The sequence below is a fragment of the Alteromonas sp. 4NH20-0104 genome (genome assembly GCF_057547795.1).
In genome coordinates this window covers 1-19,149 of record NZ_BAAJLP010000036.1, presented here as the reverse complement: position 1 = coordinate 19,149, position 19,149 = coordinate 1, and the positions used below count along the sequence as shown (strand labels likewise).

The 19,149-nt window shown below is 47.7% G+C and carries 19 protein-coding genes and 5 tRNA genes; 8 read left to right on the top strand and 16 right to left on the bottom strand.

The window, feature by feature from the left end:
* Positions 1-41 precede the first annotated feature (41 nt).
* From AC27IB_RS20390 to AC27IB_RS20370, 5 genes are all read right to left on the bottom strand, one after another.
* On the bottom strand, positions 42-668 hold the full coding sequence (locus AC27IB_RS20390; RefSeq protein WP_296049206.1) for a LysE family translocator: 627 nt from the start codon (positions 666-668) through the stop codon (positions 42-44).
* A gap of 14 nt (positions 669-682) precedes the next feature.
* Positions 683-1,405: a Sir2 family NAD+-dependent deacetylase gene (cobB, locus tag AC27IB_RS20385; RefSeq protein WP_487123225.1), complete on the bottom strand. Its 723-nt coding sequence runs from the start codon at positions 1,403-1,405 to the stop codon at positions 683-685.
* Positions 1,398-2,234, bottom strand: coding sequence for a sulfurtransferase (locus AC27IB_RS20380; protein WP_487123223.1), 837 nt, complete (start codon positions 2,232-2,234; stop codon positions 1,398-1,400). Before AC27IB_RS20380 ends, cobB begins: the two co-directional genes overlap by 8 nt.
* A 116-nt stretch (positions 2,235-2,350) precedes the next feature.
* A complete protein-coding gene (locus AC27IB_RS20375; RefSeq protein WP_487123221.1) occupies positions 2,351-3,214 on the bottom strand; it encodes an AraC family transcriptional regulator in 864 nt (287 codons plus the stop codon).
* An 85-nt stretch (positions 3,215-3,299) separates the two neighbouring features.
* The gene (locus AC27IB_RS20370) at positions 3,300-4,115 is read right to left on the bottom strand and encodes a mechanosensitive ion channel family protein (protein WP_487123219.1); all 816 of its coding nucleotides are present in this window, start codon (positions 4,113-4,115) and stop codon (positions 3,300-3,302) included.
* A 400-nt stretch (positions 4,116-4,515) separates the two neighbouring features.
* On the opposite strand from AC27IB_RS20370, the gene AC27IB_RS20365 reads away from it, so the two are divergent.
* Positions 4,516-5,664, top strand: a complete 1,149-nt coding sequence (locus AC27IB_RS20365) for a methyl-accepting chemotaxis protein (protein WP_487123217.1) — start codon at positions 4,516-4,518, stop codon at positions 5,662-5,664.
* 9 nt (positions 5,665-5,673) lie between these two features.
* Positions 5,674-6,510: a nitrate- and nitrite sensing domain-containing protein gene (locus AC27IB_RS20360; protein WP_487123215.1), complete on the top strand. Its 837-nt coding sequence runs from the start codon at positions 5,674-5,676 to the stop codon at positions 6,508-6,510.
* A gap of 8 nt (positions 6,511-6,518) precedes the next feature.
* Here the strand turns inward: AC27IB_RS20360 and AC27IB_RS20355 are convergent, their stop codons facing one another.
* From AC27IB_RS20355 to AC27IB_RS20310, 10 genes are all read right to left on the bottom strand, one after another.
* A complete protein-coding gene (locus AC27IB_RS20355; protein ID WP_487123213.1) occupies positions 6,519-8,399 on the bottom strand; it encodes a GGDEF domain-containing protein in 1,881 nt (626 codons plus the stop codon).
* A 197-nt stretch (positions 8,400-8,596) separates the two neighbouring features.
* Entirely contained in the window at positions 8,597-10,555 is a 1,959-nt protein-coding gene (locus AC27IB_RS20350; RefSeq protein ID WP_487123211.1) for a glycoside hydrolase family 97 protein, read from the bottom strand.
* 230 nt (positions 10,556-10,785) lie between these two features.
* Positions 10,786-10,872, bottom strand: a tRNA-Leu gene (locus tag AC27IB_RS20345).
* 46 nt (positions 10,873-10,918) lie between these two features.
* Positions 10,919-10,992, bottom strand: a tRNA-Cys gene (locus AC27IB_RS20340).
* A 54-nt stretch (positions 10,993-11,046) separates the two neighbouring features.
* Positions 11,047-11,122, bottom strand: a tRNA-Gly gene (locus AC27IB_RS20335).
* Positions 11,123-11,343: 221 nt separating this feature from the next.
* Positions 11,344-11,913 (bottom strand): CDP-diacylglycerol--glycerol-3-phosphate 3-phosphatidyltransferase, encoded by a 570-nt coding sequence (gene pgsA, locus AC27IB_RS20330; protein WP_296049189.1) that lies wholly within the window; start codon positions 11,911-11,913, stop codon positions 11,344-11,346.
* A gap of 98 nt (positions 11,914-12,011) precedes the next feature.
* Entirely contained in the window at positions 12,012-13,829 is a 1,818-nt protein-coding gene (gene uvrC, locus AC27IB_RS20325) for an excinuclease ABC subunit UvrC (protein WP_487123209.1), read from the bottom strand.
* A 16-nt stretch (positions 13,830-13,845) separates the two neighbouring features.
* Positions 13,846-14,484 (bottom strand): UvrY/SirA/GacA family response regulator transcription factor, encoded by a 639-nt coding sequence (gene uvrY / locus AC27IB_RS20320; RefSeq protein ID WP_105934399.1) that lies wholly within the window; start codon positions 14,482-14,484, stop codon positions 13,846-13,848.
* A 287-nt stretch (positions 14,485-14,771) separates the two neighbouring features.
* Positions 14,772-15,254 (bottom strand): hypothetical protein, encoded by a 483-nt coding sequence (locus tag AC27IB_RS20315; RefSeq protein ID WP_487123206.1) that lies wholly within the window; start codon positions 15,252-15,254, stop codon positions 14,772-14,774.
* Between the two features lie 71 nt (positions 15,255-15,325).
* Positions 15,326-15,417, bottom strand: a tRNA-Ser gene (locus AC27IB_RS20310).
* 260 nt (positions 15,418-15,677) lie between these two features.
* On the opposite strand from AC27IB_RS20310, the gene AC27IB_RS20305 reads away from it, so the two are divergent.
* Positions 15,678-16,274 (top strand): hypothetical protein, encoded by a 597-nt coding sequence (locus AC27IB_RS20305; protein WP_487123204.1) that lies wholly within the window; start codon positions 15,678-15,680, stop codon positions 16,272-16,274.
* A 472-nt stretch (positions 16,275-16,746) separates the two neighbouring features.
* Here AC27IB_RS20305 and AC27IB_RS20300 read toward each other — a convergent pair.
* Positions 16,747-16,838, bottom strand: a tRNA-Ser gene (locus AC27IB_RS20300).
* 242 nt (positions 16,839-17,080) lie between these two features.
* Between AC27IB_RS20300 and AC27IB_RS20295 the strand changes: the two genes are divergently transcribed.
* The 5 genes from AC27IB_RS20295 to AC27IB_RS20275 form a co-directional block, all read left to right on the top strand.
* Positions 17,081-17,749, top strand: a complete 669-nt coding sequence (locus AC27IB_RS20295) for a Bax inhibitor-1/YccA family protein (protein WP_296045962.1) — start codon at positions 17,081-17,083, stop codon at positions 17,747-17,749.
* Between the two features lie 51 nt (positions 17,750-17,800).
* The gene (tusD, locus tag AC27IB_RS20290; protein ID WP_487123202.1) at positions 17,801-18,190 is read left to right on the top strand and encodes a sulfurtransferase complex subunit TusD; all 390 of its coding nucleotides are present in this window, start codon (positions 17,801-17,803) and stop codon (positions 18,188-18,190) included.
* Positions 18,190-18,549, top strand: a complete 360-nt coding sequence (locus AC27IB_RS20285; RefSeq protein ID WP_487123200.1) for a DsrE family protein — start codon at positions 18,190-18,192, stop codon at positions 18,547-18,549. The genes tusD and AC27IB_RS20285 overlap by 1 nt, the downstream gene beginning before the upstream one ends.
* On the top strand, positions 18,549-18,812 hold the full coding sequence (locus AC27IB_RS20280) for a hypothetical protein (protein ID WP_487123198.1): 264 nt from the start codon (positions 18,549-18,551) through the stop codon (positions 18,810-18,812). The genes AC27IB_RS20285 and AC27IB_RS20280 overlap by 1 nt, the downstream gene beginning before the upstream one ends.
* Positions 18,809-19,149, top strand: a 341-nt coding sequence (locus AC27IB_RS20275) for a TusE/DsrC/DsvC family sulfur relay protein (RefSeq protein ID WP_487123196.1), incomplete at its 3' end; no start/stop codon positions are given. The genes AC27IB_RS20280 and AC27IB_RS20275, both read left to right, overlap by 4 nt.

Below are 19,149 nucleotides of genomic sequence, written 5' to 3'. Positions count from 1 at the left end.
TACCATTGCCACCTGACTGACCCCAACCACAAAGCATCGATTCAGAGTGTAACCAGTCGTATTGCCAGTGCTACTAACACCACGCCCATTAATCGATCCAGCCAGTAGCCTTTATCACCAATCAATTTGGCCACTTTTGAGGTACTTAGCAGATAGGATAAAAAACAAAACCAAATTCCCGTGGCTAACGCCAGGTAAGCACCGTAAAAAGCTTTTACGGCAAACGGCGTTTCAATATCAATAATGGCAGTAAACAAAGACAGGAAAAACAAGGTTGCTTTAGGGTTCAGACCATTGGTCAGAAAGCCACTAATAAGCGCTTTTTTGGCACTGATAGCAACGGTCTGACCGCTGCCAGACACCGTTGCGGCCGAGTCTGATGGGCCTGCGCGCAGGGCTCCCCAGGCCAGATAAAGTAAATACGCTGCCGACAAATAGCTGATGGCCGAATACAGCCAGGGGGTTGTTTTAATCACCACACTCAGCCCAATCAGCGAGTACGCCACATGTAATAAAATCCCCAGACCTACCCCCACGCTGGTATACATAGCGATACGCCGGCCATAACTAATGCTGTTACGCACAACGATGGCAAAATCCGGGCCCGGACTAGCAACCGCTACCAAATGCACCAGTGCAATGGTGATAAACTCACTCATATATTCCATAGATAACGATTCGCTTAGCAATAATCCTGAATAAACTGCGCCACAAACTCAGGAAGCGTCTTGCCAGCCTGGCCGACGATTTTCTCATCAAACAGACTGTTTTGCTGGCTGGGTTCCAGGTTGATTTCAATGGTACGGGCACCGCTGTCGGATGCCATGGCCACAAAATTAGCGGCGGGATAAACCTGGCCTGAGGTACCGATAGCAATAAACACATCGGCCTGTGCCAGTGCCATGATAATGTCATCCATATGCATGGGTACCTCACCAAACCAAACGATGTCCGGGCGCATCTGTTCGCCGGGTAAACAGCACCGGCATTCAGTGGTGTCGTCGAAATCATCTTGCCAGGGAATCGCTCGGCCCGTGTTGCAGCAGCGTGCGGAAAGTAATTTGCCGTGCATATGCAGCACCCGTTTACTGCCTGCCCGCTCGTGCAGGTCGTCTACGTTCTGAGTAACCAATAAGAATTGCTCACCAAGAGCCTGCTCCAGTTGTGCCAGCGCTTTGTGTGCAGGATTAGGCTGTACTTCGGGCTGTTGCAATTGTGCTCTGCGCTCATTATAAAAGCGATAAACCAGCGCAGGATTAGCCGCAAAACCTTCTGGCGTGGCCACATCTTCTACCCGGTGGTTTTCCCACAAACCATTATTATCGCGAAAGGTTTTAAGGCCCGACTCAGCAGACACCCCGGCGCCGGTTAACACAACGACTCTGGGTTTATACGTATCAGTCATGGGTAACCTCGACAGGTAATGATTGATTGCCACCCCATTCAGACCATGAGCCATCGTAAACGGAAACCTGTTGGGCGCCGGCTTCCAGAGCGGCCAGTCCAATTACGCACGCCGTAACCCCCGAACCGCAGGAGCAAATAACAGGTTGGGTTAAATCGATATGCTGACCGGCAAAGTACTCTCGTAACGCCGTTGGCGATTTTAAGGTGGTGCCATTGTCGAGTAATTCAGTGAACGGCACATTAACAGCCCCGGGCATATGGCCGCTGCGCAAACCGGCTCTGGGTTCCGGCGCACTGCCTTCAAACCGGGGACGGCTTCTGGCATCCCAGATAGTAACAGCCGGATCGTCGATAGCAGCAAGCACCGTTTGCGTGTTACAGAACCACTCCTGGCGGTCTTGCCCGGCAAATTCCCGAGGGTGAGGGTCTGCTGGTTTATCGACAATGTGGTGTCCGGCTGCTTTCCACGCCGGCAGGCCACCGTTTAGCACTACCGCATTGGTATGGCCCATGGCGGTGAGCATCCACCATACCCGAGGCGCACAGAACAGCCCTGAGTTATCGTAAATGAGTACTGGCGTTTGATGAGTGATACCGAGTTTACCAAACAGCGCGCTAAGCGATGCCGAATCGGGTAACGTATGCGGGAGTTCGCAGCTGTGGTCGCTGCCCTCGCCGTCCAAATCAAATTTTATGGCACCAGGAATGAATCCATCGGCTGGATCATCAGCCTGGCCTGACACCGGATTGGTCATGGAAGCAAACAACACAACGTAGTCAGTTAAGTTGTTTGCGCTAATATCGTTTACCGAAATAAGTCGCGGCAATGCTATCTCCCCGAAGTGCAACAAATAATGACTGCATCACCCCATGCCTGGCAGCATAAAGGTGATATGAGATATTGCTTGGGGTGATTATGCCAAAATTCCGCGGAGTTTTTAAATTATTTACTTAATAACAGCAGGATATGGGATCTGGCCTCATGATAAGGGACCTCAGGGTAAAAACTGAGCCGTTCCACAATCACAGGAAAATCGCTGGCCTGTTCATTATTTTCAGTTAAAAAATCCGTAGTGATGTAGTTGACTGCGGCTTCCAGTACCTTATCGCCACCGGTAACGCTCAGGCGGGCATAACGCCCGCCCGGGATGGTCTCAAAGCGCATATCATCTTCCAGCACTAACTGTTTAGCCGGCCGTTCGCAGGCTATATCGAAGCAAAACGCTTCCGGTGTCACGGTAGTCGGATCGTTATGCAAAAAATTAAACGTGCGGTACTGGCCAGGCGGCAATTTATTTTCCCGTCGCCAGCCAATAAACCGCTGAACACTGCCATTTAATCTGGCCGGATGACCCGTATGGCGTAAAGCGCACACCTCCAGTGGCGGCATGGAAATAATTGATACGTGGTCGTTAAAATTGTCTGCTAACGATGATGACATAGCGCTAAGCTCCTCATTCCATTGATGTAAGTAGGGTTGTAACGGTGGCACTGTACCGGTTGCCTTTGCTTTAAACTGAGATGGCGTATAACCGGTTACCCTTTTAAACGCGCGGCTAAAGCTATCGGGTGATTCATAGCCACACTCAAAAGCAACATCCGTAACGGATAACCAGTTTCGGTAAGACAGCATAAAATAGCCGCGCTGAAGTCGGATAAGCTCATTTAACTTACCCGGACCAAGCCCCAGCTTTTGCTGGCACAAGCGTTGAAAATGGCACGGACTGTAGCCGGCTATTTTTGCCAGTTGATGCAGAGAAATATTCTGATCATGATGGGTTTGGAGATAATCCAGAACGTGTTGCACAGCAGCGCACCTGCTTTAGTAAGGGTCAATAGGGCTACCCTAGCAAACCTTAGAGCGCCCCGCCCGACAGATATTGCGATAGAGGTTAAAGCATTCGGACTTCCCGCTGCGGGAACGGAATATCTACTTTTGCTTGCTGGAGTGCTGCAAATATAGCGGCATTGATGGCGTAGCGAATTTCGAAATGACGGTTTGGATCGGCCCATACCCGCACACCAAAATTAATACTGCTGTCGCCAAAGCTTTCGACACCAATAGCCGGGGCTTTGTCTTCCGACAGTCCGCTTACCGTTTTAACCGCTTCGGCGATAACCTCGGTAACCTGTTCTATATTGCTGGAGTACGCCACACCAATTTCCAGCTCTATGAGCATTTGGGCCGCAGAGTTGTGCAGGATCTCCCCCACAATTAACTTGTTGGGGATCTGAATAGACACATTGTCTTCATTAATCAGTAGGGTGTAGGGAAGCATAACCTTGTCAACCACCCCGGCAACCCCACACACCTGTATGGTATCGCCAACCACAAATGGCCGGGTAATGATAATGGTAAAGCCCGCGGCATAATTTGCCAGCATCCCCTGGATAGCCAGGCCGGCGCCTAAACCCACTGCACCAACGGCGGCAATAAGCGGAGTAACACTGATACCAATATTGCCAAGAGCGATAATAAAAACCAAGCCCAGAACAATAAGCTTACTGGCGCCCCCGGTAAACCGACTGAGCGTAACATCAATATTGCGCCCCACCATCATGTTCTCGACTACGCTGCCTATTTTGGCCGCTATCCACCAACCAATCAGCAAAATAACCAGTGCACCGGCCAGCTGGAAACTGTAGGTAACAGCAAATTCAATAAGGGTGTCGTAGAGAGCCTGGGCTTGCTTTATTTCTTCTTGCATGGATGAGCCAGAAACAGATGTGAGAACAAGCAACAGAGCATAAACAACAATAAGACCGTTAACAAGTAACGGCATCACCCCCACGAATTTTAGTCATGAGAATCAACCGACAAACCGCCCCCCCGGTGGTCTGCCGGCACCAGGCGGCAGGGTTAAAAATTCATGTCGAATAACACTGTTTTGGGGCAGGTTTGAACAATTTCGGTGCACGTTCCTGACTGTTTTTGCGTAAACCATTCATTTTACTCACTTCATCAAGGCTAAAATGATGGTATTCTGTTTGCTAGTTATTATAACGTAATAACTTACGGTCACTACTTTGTACTAGCCTCACGCTGCTATTTTGTAGTTGTAATAACGCATCCCAATGCAAATGGATTGATGGCCAGAAGGAACCGGAATGAAAACAGTGATTGAATCACCTGCCTTAGTGCTGATTAAGGCATTTGGTTTAAAGCAGGCAGCATTTTTAATTGTGTTATGTAACCTGGCCGGTTACGGGTATGTTGCCCTCACACCCACTGCAAGTTTGCCCGTGACACTCATCTGCGGCGCACTCATGACCTGGTTGGTTGCTTCCATGCTTACCTGCTTACTGGATGAGCTCTTTGTTATCGATACCCTGTTGGCTGACGCCAGCAAGAGTCATAACGAATTTGAATTGATCGCCCGGGCCCCCCGCATTCTTACCAACCACATGAAGTCGGTGTTCGATTTAACCAAAGAAATCTCCCGCGAACGAGATAAACTGGAAGAGTACTTTTCCGAAATGAAGTACTCCTCACTGCAGATGATTGATTCGGCGAATAAAGTGTCAATGAATGCCACGGAACAATCGGCGGCGACTGAATCTACGGCCGCCGCAGTCAATCAACTTACTGTGTCTCTGGGTGAAATTGTCGAAAAGTTCACGCTGGTGAACGAGGCGGCTGAGCGCGCCAGTGACTTTGCTCATCAGGGCTCACAAAATATTGCCGATCTGGTCAGTGAGTTTGAACTGGTGCAACAGGAGGTGTCGCAAACTCAGCAAGCCATTTTGGTGCTGGGCCAATCTGTTGAAACCGTCCTGGATCTGACCACCTCCATACAAAGTATTGCTGAGCAGACCAACTTGCTGGCCCTGAATGCGTCCATTGAGGCAGCCAGAGCTGGTGATATGGGGCGCGGCTTTGCCGTGGTTGCTGACGAGGTACGTAATCTGGCTGAAGACAGCCGTAAAACCGCCGATATCATTAGTAACCGTATGGCTGAGCTGGATAGTCAGCGCATTCAGGTTGCCGATAAAATGCAAAGTGTCACCAGCCATTCACAGATTTGCTCAGATAAAGCTCAGGGGGCTGCAGAGATGCTGGCTCGCATTGAAACTGAATCGGAGCATTCCAGATCCCAGGTTATTGAAGTTTCTGCCATCACTACGCAGCAAAGCAAAGCCACCGAAGAAATATCTAAAAGCATTGAACGGGTGGTAGAAGGCGCCATTGAAAATGCCAGTATTGCCCGCCAGACCTCTACCGTAGCCGATTACCTGCGCACCCTTACTACCCGCTAGGAGAAACCAATGATAGCTGTAATTTCAGGGATGATCGGATTGTTATTTGTGTTAGTGGGTATCCAGTTATCCATTACCCGCAAACAACAAAAAGAACGCTTCAAAGCAACCCTAAAACGCGTTGCCATTATTAAGCGTATCATTGGACTAAGCCAAAAACACCGTGGCCTCACCGCAACTTATCTGCAAGGCAATAAAGCCGTTGCCGGTGAGCTCCATGAAATCAGGCGACACATAGAATCACTGATAAACGATGCCAACCAGCTCACACAAACCACTGATGAGGAGCGCTGGGAAGCCTACCTGGATCACTGGCGGCGACTGGAGGCAACCAGTATGCAACTCACGCCACCAGAGAGTTTCAGGCAGCATACGAGTCTGATAGAAACTTTGTTATATCTGTTACAGGACGTTGCCGAGCACATTGAGTTTGCCGAGACGGACCCATCCATCAACGACGCTCACTTTTTATGGCGGGAATTTCCCCAACTGGTGGAATATATCGGTCAGGCCAGAGCAATAGGCGTTGCCACGGCGACTAAAGGCGTGTCTACCCAAATTGATAAAGTAAAACTGGGCTATCTTTGCGAAAAGATTAATCTGATGAGCGAAACCGTGTTCGGTAAGTTAAATCAGGTCGCCAGCGTTTCAGAAAGCAGCCAGTTGCACCAAGCAAAACAAGCCTGCCTGCAAATGGTCTGTTTAATTAACGAGCAGTTAATCGGCCCCGATAAGGTTAGTATTACCAATCAGGATTACTTCGCCAAAGCCAGTCACACCATGGAGCAATGTAATACTTTGCTGGATAACGAGTTGTCGGCAATTGTTACCCGGTTTAGTGATTAACAGCCTGTTCAGGCGGGTTGCATAGCTCCGACGGGCAGAATAGTTTGTCCTCTGCCCTGCTTTTTGGCGGTGTAGAGTAATTGGTCGCAGTGGGCAATTGCCAGATCGATATCCTCATAACTGCTGAGTTCGACCAGCCCACAAGAGAAAGATACCGCAAACTCCTCAGCGGTGCTTTGCCAGGTGGAAGTGGCGTGCAAAGCCGCTCGAATATCATCCATCACTTCTTTTGCCTGGTGTACTGTGGTGTTTTTTAGCAGTAGCAGGAATTCTTCTCCGCCGTAGCGACAATACTGATCGGTACTGCGTAATCGCTGTCGTATAATCTGACTGCACTTAACCAGCACTTCATCACCGGTTTGATGGCCGTAGGTATCGTTAACTTTTTTGAAGTGGTCGATATCAAGTAACGCAATACAATTTCCTTTGCGAGGTTTGGTAAAAACCTTGGTCAGCAAATTAAACATAAAACGTCGGTTTGGTGCATTGGTAAGCGGATCAGTATAAGCCAACTGATGTATCCGTCGCCGTTGCACAAACAACCAGGCTGCCAGAGTGGCTATTAATAACATCACTAACAACGCGATGATCGTTTTGAGGTTGGCGGTTTCGATGACTTGTTGCTGAGCGATGTGGTCGGCTTTTAATTTTTCAAAATTAACCAGCTCAATATCTGCCTGCATGCCTCCGCTCAGTTTTTCCAGCCGGTTATTTAAGGCATTCAGTAACTTGTCACGTTCTTGCTTTACCAGTTGATAACTGGCCTTAATGGCTAGCTCAGAATCACTGTTAAATTCAGCTAAAAAACGTTCTAACTCAGTAACATGTTTAAAATCGGTCAGATTAAACTGGTTTTCATTTTCGGCCATAACCTGTTTGAGTTGCGTAAGTAGTGCCTTTGCAGCAGGCATATCCCTGCTTAAACCTGCTTCCGTGGTATTAACGGCCAGCATTCTGGCTTCATCAACCACATCCCAGTCTTCTGGTTTTGACGACAACCTGGCCAGCCCAAGCAATTGAAAAGCCTGCTGCAAATCACCCGGTTGCCCACGTCTCGCATACACAGACACCTTGGCCAGTAAGGCATAGAGCTGCGCAGACGGATGCTCTCGCTGGGCTATAACCAGCAGTTTATCAGCATAAGCAAGCGCCTCGTTGTATTTACCCAGCTGGCTGGCTAACAAAACCATTAAAAAATAATCACTGCTGGCCATCATTTGCGGTGAAGTTTTCGTCGCCAGCTCGAAATAGGTTTCGCCATATTGATAAGACGACTCATAAGCCCCTAAATCATAAAGAATAGCGAATAGGTGAAAGAGAACAAATTCCTTATCGAATAATAAGCCATACAAATCATTACCGGTATTGGCCTGTATTTCAGGTAGCGCGTACATCAACTCTTCCAGCGCGTTTAATGAGTCCTGTTTAAAATCGAGATAAAAAACGGCCAGCATACTGGCAACCTGAGCAACAGCAACTTTGTTGCCGGTAATTAAGAGCTCCTGTTTAAGCGCCTGAAGCTTAGCTTCGTCCTGCTCAATAAAGCCCGCCATCAGAGAGCGTGCAGCCGCGTAGTAAACCTCATCAATGGCTTTTAGTGTTTGCCAGTCTGCTTCTGACGGAGACTCGATGGATTGCCATGGGGTGTATTGAGCCAATTCTGGCTGACCACCCTGAACATAAATATAGCGAAACACACGGGCAACGGGGGTATTCGCAGTCAACAGATCGGTTTGTCTGGCTGCTTCAATAAATTCCGCAGTATCTTTATTTCGATACTGAAAGAGACCGGAATACTGGTAAAGCGATGGTTCAGCCTCGGCGGCCTGAACATGAGGAAGGGTTAACAACAAAAAACAACAACACGCGAAAACCTTAGCTTTAAACACAAAAATCCCTTTAGTGCGTTAACGACAAACTAATAGGGTTAATTTACCTTTAAGACCAGATAGATGCAATTACCGTGGAATCATTGTTGCGCTAGTCGTCAGCAAGAAAATCTCACGAAAACTTTTAAAATAACAGCTAAACCACGATGCCCGTTGCTACGAACATCGTGGATAGATAGAGGGGTTATGAGGCTTCGCTATCTGGCAACCAGCACAACGCCGCCCTGGCCTCTTAATGACAGCGTCATCTGGCCATTTTCAGGTACGGTGACTTTTTTGCTTTGCGTTTTGTTATTTGCATTATCAAACAATAATTGCACTGATTTTCCAGCCAGCATCGGCAGATTCACAGACACTTCCTTGGCATTTTTCTCGCCATTTACCGCCACTACATACCAATGGCTGCCCTGTCGTCTGGCAAGTACAACGTGCTTACCCGGATAACCATCGACAAACTGGGTTTCATCCCATGTCGCCGGGACTTCGCGAATAAAGTCGAGCACATGCTCAGGTTGCTCATTGAGGTTATTAGGCGTTAAGCCAAAATGCTGCACCGGCGACTGATACAACACACTGGTTGCCAGTTCAAAGGTGTCGGTGGTTGAACGAATCGTTCCGCGCTGCTGATCGCGGGATAAGCGGTCATTTAAAAACACCGGCGCGAAATCCATTGCTGCAACGGTATTACGCGTAAACGGCAATATGGTGGCACTGTAGGCGTGCATATCCAGTGCATTCTGGCTGAATACCAGGTTTTCAGACGCTAAAACGGCCTCAGAGGTGACGAAGTTAGGAAACATGCGCTCCCAACCCCGCGGTAACGTGCAGCCATGAAAGGTTACACCTATGCCATAATCGTTAGCGTCTGACAGGATCCCTTCGTAAAGCGCCATGGTGGCTTGTTTGTCACCGCCAAAGAAATCAACCTTAATCCCTTTTACGCCAATCTTTTGCAACCAGGCCATTTCCTGTTTTCGGGCAATAGACGTATTCATTTTGTCCTGAGGCGTTTGTGGCGCATCGTTCCACCAACCGTTTGAGTTGTACCACAGGATCACGGCTACGTTTTTATCCGCAGCATACTGCACCAACTCTGCCATTTTATCCCGGCCGATACGGGCATCCCACCAGTTATCAATCAGTACATATTCAAAATTAAGTTCGGCGGCCATATCAATGTACTTGATCTGGTCCTCGTAATTAATGCTGTTATCCTGCCAGACAATCCAGCTCCAGGTTGCCCTACCCATCTTGTAGTCTTCAGATGGCTCATACAAAGGCTTAACCACATCGTAACTCACTGTTGTTTCAACAATGGGCTCTAAATCCTGCCCCACCGTAATGGTGCGCCAGGGGGTGGTTGCCGGTAATGCCATAGAGGCATAGGTATCACCAATACCGGCATTTTCACCGGGTTGTGGAAAGGCAATCTTGTAAATCCCTTCGGCATTGCCCTCACTGAGACGAGAGCCTACGTAATGGCTGTCTACCCCGGTTTCAGACAGTAATAGCCAGCCCTTGTCGTCATTTTTAAACAATGCCGGAAAAGTATAGCCAACGCCGTTTGGGGAGGCTTTGGCCATCGATTCATCGTAGGTATACCCTTCTTCGTAACTGGGCTTAGTACCGTTCCAGCCTGTCATAGGCAGGGCTTGGTGGGTAATAAAAGTTGTCGCTTTGTTTGGCAGGTTAAAACTGGTGGCTTCACTGAGTACCTTAAAGCGGGTCGCTTCATTATTGGATACCACGTGGTAACGCAGTGCGATGTCGTTATCAGACACCTGGAATATGATGCTGATCTCATCCCCTTTTGCATTACGAAAGCGACTGGTTAAACCGTTGGCCTCATAAGTCACCTGACTGACTTTTGCTCTATCGAGTTCGTACTGTTCCAGAATAGTGTTACGTTTGCTGTCGATATACGTCAGGTTCTGACTATAATCTCCAATAGAACTGTTTAGTCCCAGCGGTGAACTTTCCAGAAATACTTCACCCATATAGGTAACAGTGTAATGAGGTTTACCCTTTGATAGTGACAATGAAACGGCGAGTTGATTATCCGGCCCTTTGATTGTTTCCAGTAGTTCAGCCAACGCCGTCTTGGGCGCAATAACGGTTGCCAGGCAAATCGGCAATATCATTCCGTAGCGTTTCATTGAGTATCCTGTATTAGTTAGTAGCACATCCTTATTAAGTTATCATAATACAATACGACATTAACAATTTAATAACTAATCAGATTTAATTTTACCCGTTATGATAATCGGTATTCAGGGGGAGTTTTAAAAAAGGAAAATTGCATCAGTCAAACAATATAATCGGGACACAATAGCAGATATCAAAGTCTGTTTGAGTTTGTGAGTAATAGAGAAGTTTATATTTGAAATGGTGCCCGGGGCCGGACTTGAACCGGCACGCTGTTACCAGCGAGGGATTTTAAATCCCTTGTGTCTACCAATTTCACCACCCGGGCATGGGTTGCACTGGTGTGCTGGTGCGGGCTGGGTGCCCTTAAAAAATGGAGGCGGAACCCGGAGTCGAACCGAGATCCACGGATTTGCAATCCGCTGCATAGCCATTCTGCCATTCCGCCTTTGATTGCGTTGTGACGACAGGCCGTCTACTGCAAACGCAACATTCGAGAAATTGGAGCGGGAAACGAGATTCGAACTCGCGACCCCAACCTTGGCAAGGTTGTGCTCTACCAACTGAGCTATTCCCGCTTTCATTTCGTGCTGGTTAACTTACCGAATGGCTCACTTACCTGATGGTAAAACTCCTGAGAGTTGTTGTGTTCCGTTCTAGTCAGTATGTCCTGCTTCGAATGTGGGAGGCATTTTACTTGCCCTCACGAATGTGTCAACTACTAAAAAACCACATTCGACGCTATTTTCACCAAAAACGGATCGTTTGGTCATAAATCCGTCATTTAGCTCAAAAATTGCTAATTTTTAATGCCTGATAAATGCGGCCAGGCTGCCCGCGTGTAGCTAATCATTGACCAAACCGACAGCCAGGTAGCGATATAGAGTAAAATATACCCCAGTGAAACCCAGTAAATTGGAAAACCCATAAACTCTTCCAGGCCCGACAACAGCCCAATTAAGGCTAACATTTGCGCAGTGGTTTTCGCTTTACCGATAAAAGACACCTGAACAGTATCCCGTACTCCCTGAGAACCCATCCATTCCCGTAAGGCGGAAACATAAATTTCCCGCACTAACAGTAAAATAGCCGGCACGGTGATCCAGACTGAATCATAAGAATGAGTAATCATTAATAAAGCCGCAGCAACAATCAGTTTGTCAGCTACGGGATCTAAAAACGCACCAAATGGTGTTGATTGCTGTAACTTGCGGGCCAGGTAGCCATCAAACCAATCGGTAATGGCCGCAAACCAAAAAATAAAAGCAGCCGTTTCGTGCGCCCAACGCCAGTCGAGAAAATACACACCTACAAAAATTGGAATTAGCACTACCCGGATTAGGGTAATTACGTTAGGGATCGTCCACATAAACTACTCGGAAGGGGTTTCCTTTTTATTAAGGCTATTGTCACACGATATAACCGATTAAGAAACTGCCAATTGAATTTAATATAAGGTGACTCTTATTAATTATGCAAATGGTCGTAAATCGTCTCGGCCAGCTCATCGCTGATCCCCGGTACACTGGCAATCTCATTGCGGCTGGCTTTTTTAAGCCCCTGCAGACCCCCCATGTATTTCAGTAGCGCCTGACGTCGCTTAGCCCCGACTCCCGGGATAGACTCCAGTGAGCTGGTTGTTTTGACTTTCTGACGGCGATTACGGTGCCCGCTTATGGCGAATCGGTGCGACTCATCCCGAATATGCTGTATAAGGTGCAGTGCCGGACGGTCTGCGTTAAGGGGAATGGTATCGTGGGTATCAGCCAGGATCAGCGTTTCCAGACCGGGTTTACGGGTGGTGCCCTTGGCTACCCCAATTAGCAGTGGCTTTTTGTCGTGCGGCCAGTCCGCAAAGAAATCTTCAGCCTGGCCCAACTGCCCTTTACCGCCATCGATAAAGAGAATGTCAGGGATTTTCTCCGCATCCTGCACGTTTTTATAACGCCGCTTTAAGGCCTGAGCCATGGCGGCATAGTCATCACCGGGTGTAATGCCTTCAATATTGTAGCGTCGGTAATCGCTCTTTAATGGCCCTTCACGGTTAAACACCACACAAGAGGCCACGGTTTGCTGACCGGAGGTATGACTGATATCAAAACATTCCATGCGCTGAATAGGATCGTCCCACTCCAGTGCTGATTCTAAATCGATATACCGGGCAAACACCGACTTTTGCTGACCATACTGGGCATCCAGGGCATTCTTCGCATTGGCCTGCGCCAGTTGCAGGTATTGTTTCTTTTCTTCTCTCGCGCCGCGGTAAAAGCGTACTTTGTGCTTGGCTTCCTGACTGAGCAGATCGGCAATAGCGGCTTCATCCGACAGTCCCTGGGGTAACACAATTTGTTTCGGAATAATTTTATTGCCGGCCAGATAAAACTGCAGCAGAAATGCTTCGAAAATTTCGCTCTCGGTGGTGGTCGATGGAATTTTCGGGAAGAACGCTTTGCTGCCTAACAGCTGGCTGTCGCGGATAAACATCACCTGAATACAGGCCATGCCTCCACGGTAGGCAAACCCAAAGATATCCATTTCATCCTGTGTGCCGGCCACCCACTGGCGCTCCTGTACTTTACGCAATGCGCCAATCTGGTCACGATAGCGTGCTGCAGCCTCAAAGTTAAGCTGTTCACTGGCGGCTTCCATCTTGTCGGCTAAGGAATTGATGACCTGCTGGTTTTTTCCTTTAAGAAACATTCGGACCAGCTGAACCTGTTCGGCATATTCTTCATCACTGATATAACCTTCTACACAAGGCGCCGAACAACGTTGCATCTGGTATTGCAAACACGGGCGACTGCGTGCGCGGTAGTAGCTGTCTTCACACTGGCGTACCGGAAACAGTTTCTGCATGGTGCGCAGGCTTTCTCTTACCGCCCAGGCGCTGGGATAAGGTCCGAAGTATTCCCCTTTACGCTTTTGTGGCCCACGGTGAAAGTCTAGCCTTGGGTGTTCATGGGCAGAAAGAAAAATAAAAGGGTAAGACTTATCGTCACGCAACAGCACGTTATAACGTGGCCGGTATTTCTTGATGAAGTTATTTTCAAGCAGGAAGGCTTCGGTTTCGCTGTTTACCACCGTCACATCCATACGGGCTATCTGACTGACCAGCGAAATCGTCTTCGGGTTATCCAGGTGTTGTTTAAAATAACTGGAAACGCGGTTTTTCAGGTTTTTGGCTTTTCCTACATAAATAACTTCATCAGCGGCGTTGTACATGCGGTACACGCCGGGCTGATGAGTTAACGATTTAAGAAAAGCGTTAGAATCAAATTCTGTCATTGAATCCTGTCAGCAACTACGACAGTTCAATAAGCTTATGGCGCAATGCCAGGTGGGTTAGCTCAACGTCGGTGCTGATTTCAAGTTTATCGAACAAGCGATAACGATACGTGTTTACTGTCTTCGCGGCAATATGCAATTGTTCAGCAATATCCGGCACCTTCTGACCACGGGTAATGCGAATGGCAATATCCAGCTCTCGTCCCGACAAGTCACTAAAAGGGTTATCGTTGTCTGGCGATAACTTGCTCATTGCGATGCGCTGGGCGATCTCCGGGCTCAGGTATTTCTGACCAGAGGCCACTTTGTAAATCGCGTTGATCATCTCATCCGGCTCAGCGTCTTTGGTTAAAAAACCAAACGCCCCCGCCTGTATTACCTGAGATGGAATTGGATCTTCTTTTTGCATGGAAAGGCCAATTACTTTAATGCTCTCACCAATGCGCAAAATTTGGCGTGTGGCTTCAAGACCACCAATGCCCGGCATATTTAAATCCATTAATACAACGTCAGGCGCAAGCTTCCTGCAGTTCTTTACGGCTGATTCACCATCTTTTGCTTCACATACAACAGAAAAGTCGGCGACATCCTCAAGAATACGTCTGATACCCGTTCTCACCAGGTCATGATCATCTACTAGCGCTATCTTGATCATGTATTACTCACTTCGGCTGTTTTAGTCATTATTTATGAAAGGTGTCCTGTACCCCGCTCGTCTCTCACTTATTAAACGAGCAATTGCACCTTTTCCTGTGCCAATACAGCGCATATTAATCAAAAATACGGGTAAAGGTAAGCCTAAATGAATGTTAATTTAGCGGCATGGGTATAAATCAGACAATAAACCCGCGCTGTCAGCCCTCACTTTAAACACGACAGCGCGTCTTCGGCGATATTTAATCCAGCAAAGACCCGTAATATTCCGGTTGCCAGTCATTATCATCATATATACAAGGCCTGGGAGACGGTTTCATTGGTTGCCGATAACCTTAAGTGTTGCCAGCCAGCTGAGGCCGGGTAAATCACACTGCAGGCAAGATTCTGGTTAACGTGATCGACCTGAGGCAGCAGAGCCAGTGAATTGCCTTCACGACTTTGATTAGTCAGGCTAATGGCGACCTTACCTGAACCATAATGTGTGCCAGTCACAATGCCCCGGCTTGCGGCCCCTGTGACCAACGTGAAGCCGCTGCTGGCCGATATTTCCGCCGCTAGCACGTGTAATGGCTCTCCGGCTTGGTCAAACTGCCAGCTAAGTAAGCTTTTATCGTTTTCGCCAACCACCCCATCCCACTGAAAATAAAGCTCCCGCCGCCAACGGCTATTACTGCACAACTTATTCGCAGCGAAAGCCGGCGTATTTAGCTTTTTAGAAATGAATTGAAAGTTTGGATAGTGAAAGCAGCTTTCCTGTCGATTTGTCAAACCCCACAGTCAGCCGTATCGCTTTTCTAAAGGCAATAAAAAACCCGCAACATGTGCGGGTTTCTTAAATTTGGCGGAGAGTGAGGGATTCGAACCCCCGGAAGGTTTGACCCTTCGTCTGATTTCAAGTCAGGTGCATTCAACCGGACTCTGCCAACTCTCCTGAAGTGATGCGTATCATAATGATATTTTTGTGTCTGTAAAGGGAAACTTTAAGCAACCAAGCCATTTGCTTAGAAAACCGACACTACCGTTGGATTTTGTTTAGTTCTTCACCCACATTTCGCTTCGCAAACTCAGTTTTATCGGCCGCAACCTGTCCTCCTTCTGCGTGCGAACGCTTGAACCTTACCGCGCGCAGGCGTATAAACTTTTTATAAGTATTGCTTACTTATGCTAAGCACAAAATAAGGATCCTTTGCGTTGCCACACACGGAAGCGTCGCCCAGACTCATTATTCTTATTATCTTTTGTCTCTATCTGCCTTTTATGGAAAGCCTGCATGGCGCCACTCTTTGGGGATTAAGCTGGCAATCGCCTGCCCTGATGGATGCAACAAAAGGTTATCTGAAATTAGTTAAACTAGTCATGGTTTTAGTGGCCGCTTATTTAATGGCCTTCAAATATCAGATTATGCAGAACACCATCAGGCATGGCGTTTTGCGAGCCGTCTTCGTTATCTCAACCTGGATGTTAGTGGTAGTGCAGATCCCAATGTTATTACTGGGTATTTTATTTGGCGAAGTATTAAGTGCTCCGGCTGACTACGTGCACCGCGAGCAAACATTTGGCAACGATACCGTTTATGTGTATACGTTCGATCCCGGTGCAATGGGAAAAGCCTATCACTATTTTTATATAAAATGCCCCGCGCCTCTGGGACGCTATCAGTTAAATATGGTATCGAGGCTAAACTGGATGCGAGATTTCAGTTTCACGCTGGATGGCGAGCAACTGTTAGTTAAAGAGCTCGATGGCGAAACTTTTGAGTTTACGATTACTGAACACCATTGCGATTAATATTGGGAAGGTGTAAAAGTCAGAGCGAACTTTATTTCAGGCAATAAAAAAACCCGCAACATGTGCGGGTTTCTTAAATGTGGCGGAGAGTGAGGGATTCATTCGCGCCGTCCATGGCGCTCACCCTTAATTAATCAAGGGCAGCCTGAAGGCTGTGCAAATCGACTATCCTATCGATTTGTCAAACCCCTCCCGGGGGTTCTCACCCTCACAGCCAGCCGTTTTGCTTTTCTAAAGGCAATAAAAAACCCGCAACGTGTGCGGGTTTCTTAAATATGGCGGAGAGTGAGGGATTCATTCGCGCCGTCCATGGCGCTCACCCTTAATTAATCAAGGGCAGCCTGAAGGCTGTGCAAATCGACTATCCTATCGATTTGTCAAACCCCTCCCAGGGGTTCTCACCCTCACAGTCAGCCGTTTTGCTTTTCTAAAGGCAATAAAAAACCCGCAACGTGTGCGGGTTTCTTAAATATGGCGGAGAGTGAGGGATTCGAACCCCCGGAAGGTTTGACCCTTCGTCTGATTTCAAGTCAGGTGCATTCAACCGGACTCTGCCAACTCTCCTTGAGTGATGCGAATCTTAATGAAATTTTTATGACTGTAAAGGGTTAATTTAAAAAAAAGAATTGTTTGCCTGTCTTTTAAACAAAAATCCGTTTATTTAACCACTGCTAACAAAAAAATCGTTAATTCCCGTCAGTGATAGCTTTTACCTATTGAAAAACGGAACTAAAACCCATACAAATGCACTAAACTATATCGTAATATGGTTTTGTTTAATTTTGCCTGTCCTATTGGAGGAAACAATGGATAATCGTTCGGTGTATACTAGTGCATCAAGGCCTTCGGTTTTAGAAACCAATAAGGTTTTGCGTAATACTTACATGTTGTTAGCCATGACACTGTTATTCAGTGCCGTGTGTGCTGGTGTCACTATGGCTATTGGCATTTCACCTATGATGTCACTGATGATGACTATAGGTGCGTTCATCACTCTTTTCGTTGTACACAAAAAAGCAGACTCAGCGTCTGGTATCTACTGGATTTTTGCGTTTACCGGCTTGCTTGGCGGTTCTCTGGGCTATATGCTTAGCTTCTACGCGTCAATCCCTGGTGGCCCTGCCCTGATTGCTCAGGCTCTGGGTGGTACAGCATTAATTTTCTTCGCGTTATCTGCCTATGTGCTGACTACCAAGAAAGACTTCTCTTTTATGGGTGGTTTTTTGTTTGTGGGTATGATGGTAGTACTGGTTGCTGCGATTGCGAATATTTTCTTCTCAGTCCCTGCGGTTCACCTGGCCATTAACGCGGCTATCGTGTTCCTGATGTCTGGTTTCATCCTGTTTGATACCAGCCGCATCATCCACGGCGGTGAAACCAACTACATCCGCGCAACCGTTGGTCTGTATCTGAACATCTACAACCTGTTTGTATCTCTGCTGCAATTGCTGGGTGCATTCGGTGGTGATGATTAATCGAAACGTTATGTTTTGAGAAAACACCCCGTTAAGGGGTGTTTTTGTTTTATGCAACGAATTTCAGTTTTAATCACCAGTTCGCCTGAATCATTATCGGCCTGTACAGATGCCGTGGCTTTTTGCCATGCAGCGGTGGCGCAGGGTCAGTCCATTGAACAAATATTTTTCTATCAGGCCGGGGTTTATCACGCCAACGGTCTCATCGACAAGGCAGCCAGTGAGGTGGATTTACCCAGCGCCTGGCAAACCTTTGCTACCGCGAACAATGTTCCCCTGTTAGTGTGTGTAGGAGCTGCCGGTAAGCGAGGCGTCGTCGATGCCGAACAGGCCGAGCAGGCGGGCCTGGAACAGCACAACCTCTTTGCGCCCTTTAAACAAGTCGGCCTAGGCGAGTTTTTCACGCTTTTGCATAACTCAGATAAACTGGTGCAATTTTAATGGCAACCCTAACCGTTTTATTAACCCAGCCGCCCTACGCTTCTCAGCAAGCGTCAGACGGTATTGAATTTGCCTTGGCCTCAACCAATTACGGTCATGAATGCAACGTGGTATTCAGTGGTAAAGGCATTTTGCAATTGCTGGCTAATCAGCAGCCTGTTGAACGCAAAAACCAGCTTAAACAAGTCCGGGTTTTGCCCTTTTACGATATTGAGCCGGTGTATGTTTGTCAGGCTTCGTTAGCGGCGTTAAACCTCAGTGTTACCGATTTAGGCATCGATGAGGACGATATTACCTTATTAGACGCACCAGCGCTGCACCAACTATTAGCCCACTCTGAGCATACGGTAACCTTCTGATGATTGTTCGTTTTGCCTCTTTTCATCTCGACAGTACCGCGCAGGCACTGTTAAACAGTTTAGCTACCACAGACATCATTGTGTGTTGTGGTGACGGCGTATACGCTTTCAATACTATCTGCCACGCTTATCCAACACTTAGCGTCATGGCAATGGAAAAGGACTGTGCTGAGCGGGGGGTGGCTGTCGAAGCCGCCCTAAGTTCTGATAAACTTAGTGCTCTTCATCAACAACATCAGCAGTGGATTAACGTCTTACCATGAGCGATAACTTTCAGTTTGAATGGCAGGGTCAGTCCTACGCCACCGATAAACTCGGCTACCTGTTAGATTACAAGCAGTGGCAACAGGAGATGGTTCCGTTGTTAGCCGAACAAGAAGGCATTGAGCTGACCGAGGCGCATTGGGAAGTCGTGTTATTTGTGCGGGAATTCTATCTGGAATATGAAACCAGCCCGGCCATACGAGCACTGGTCAAGGCGATGGCGGCCAAATACGGACCGGAAAAAGGCAATAGCCGCTATCTGCAACGCCTGTTCCCTAAAGGGCCCGCCAAACAGGCCACAAAGCTGGCCGGCCTGCCAAAGCCTAAAAAGTGCTT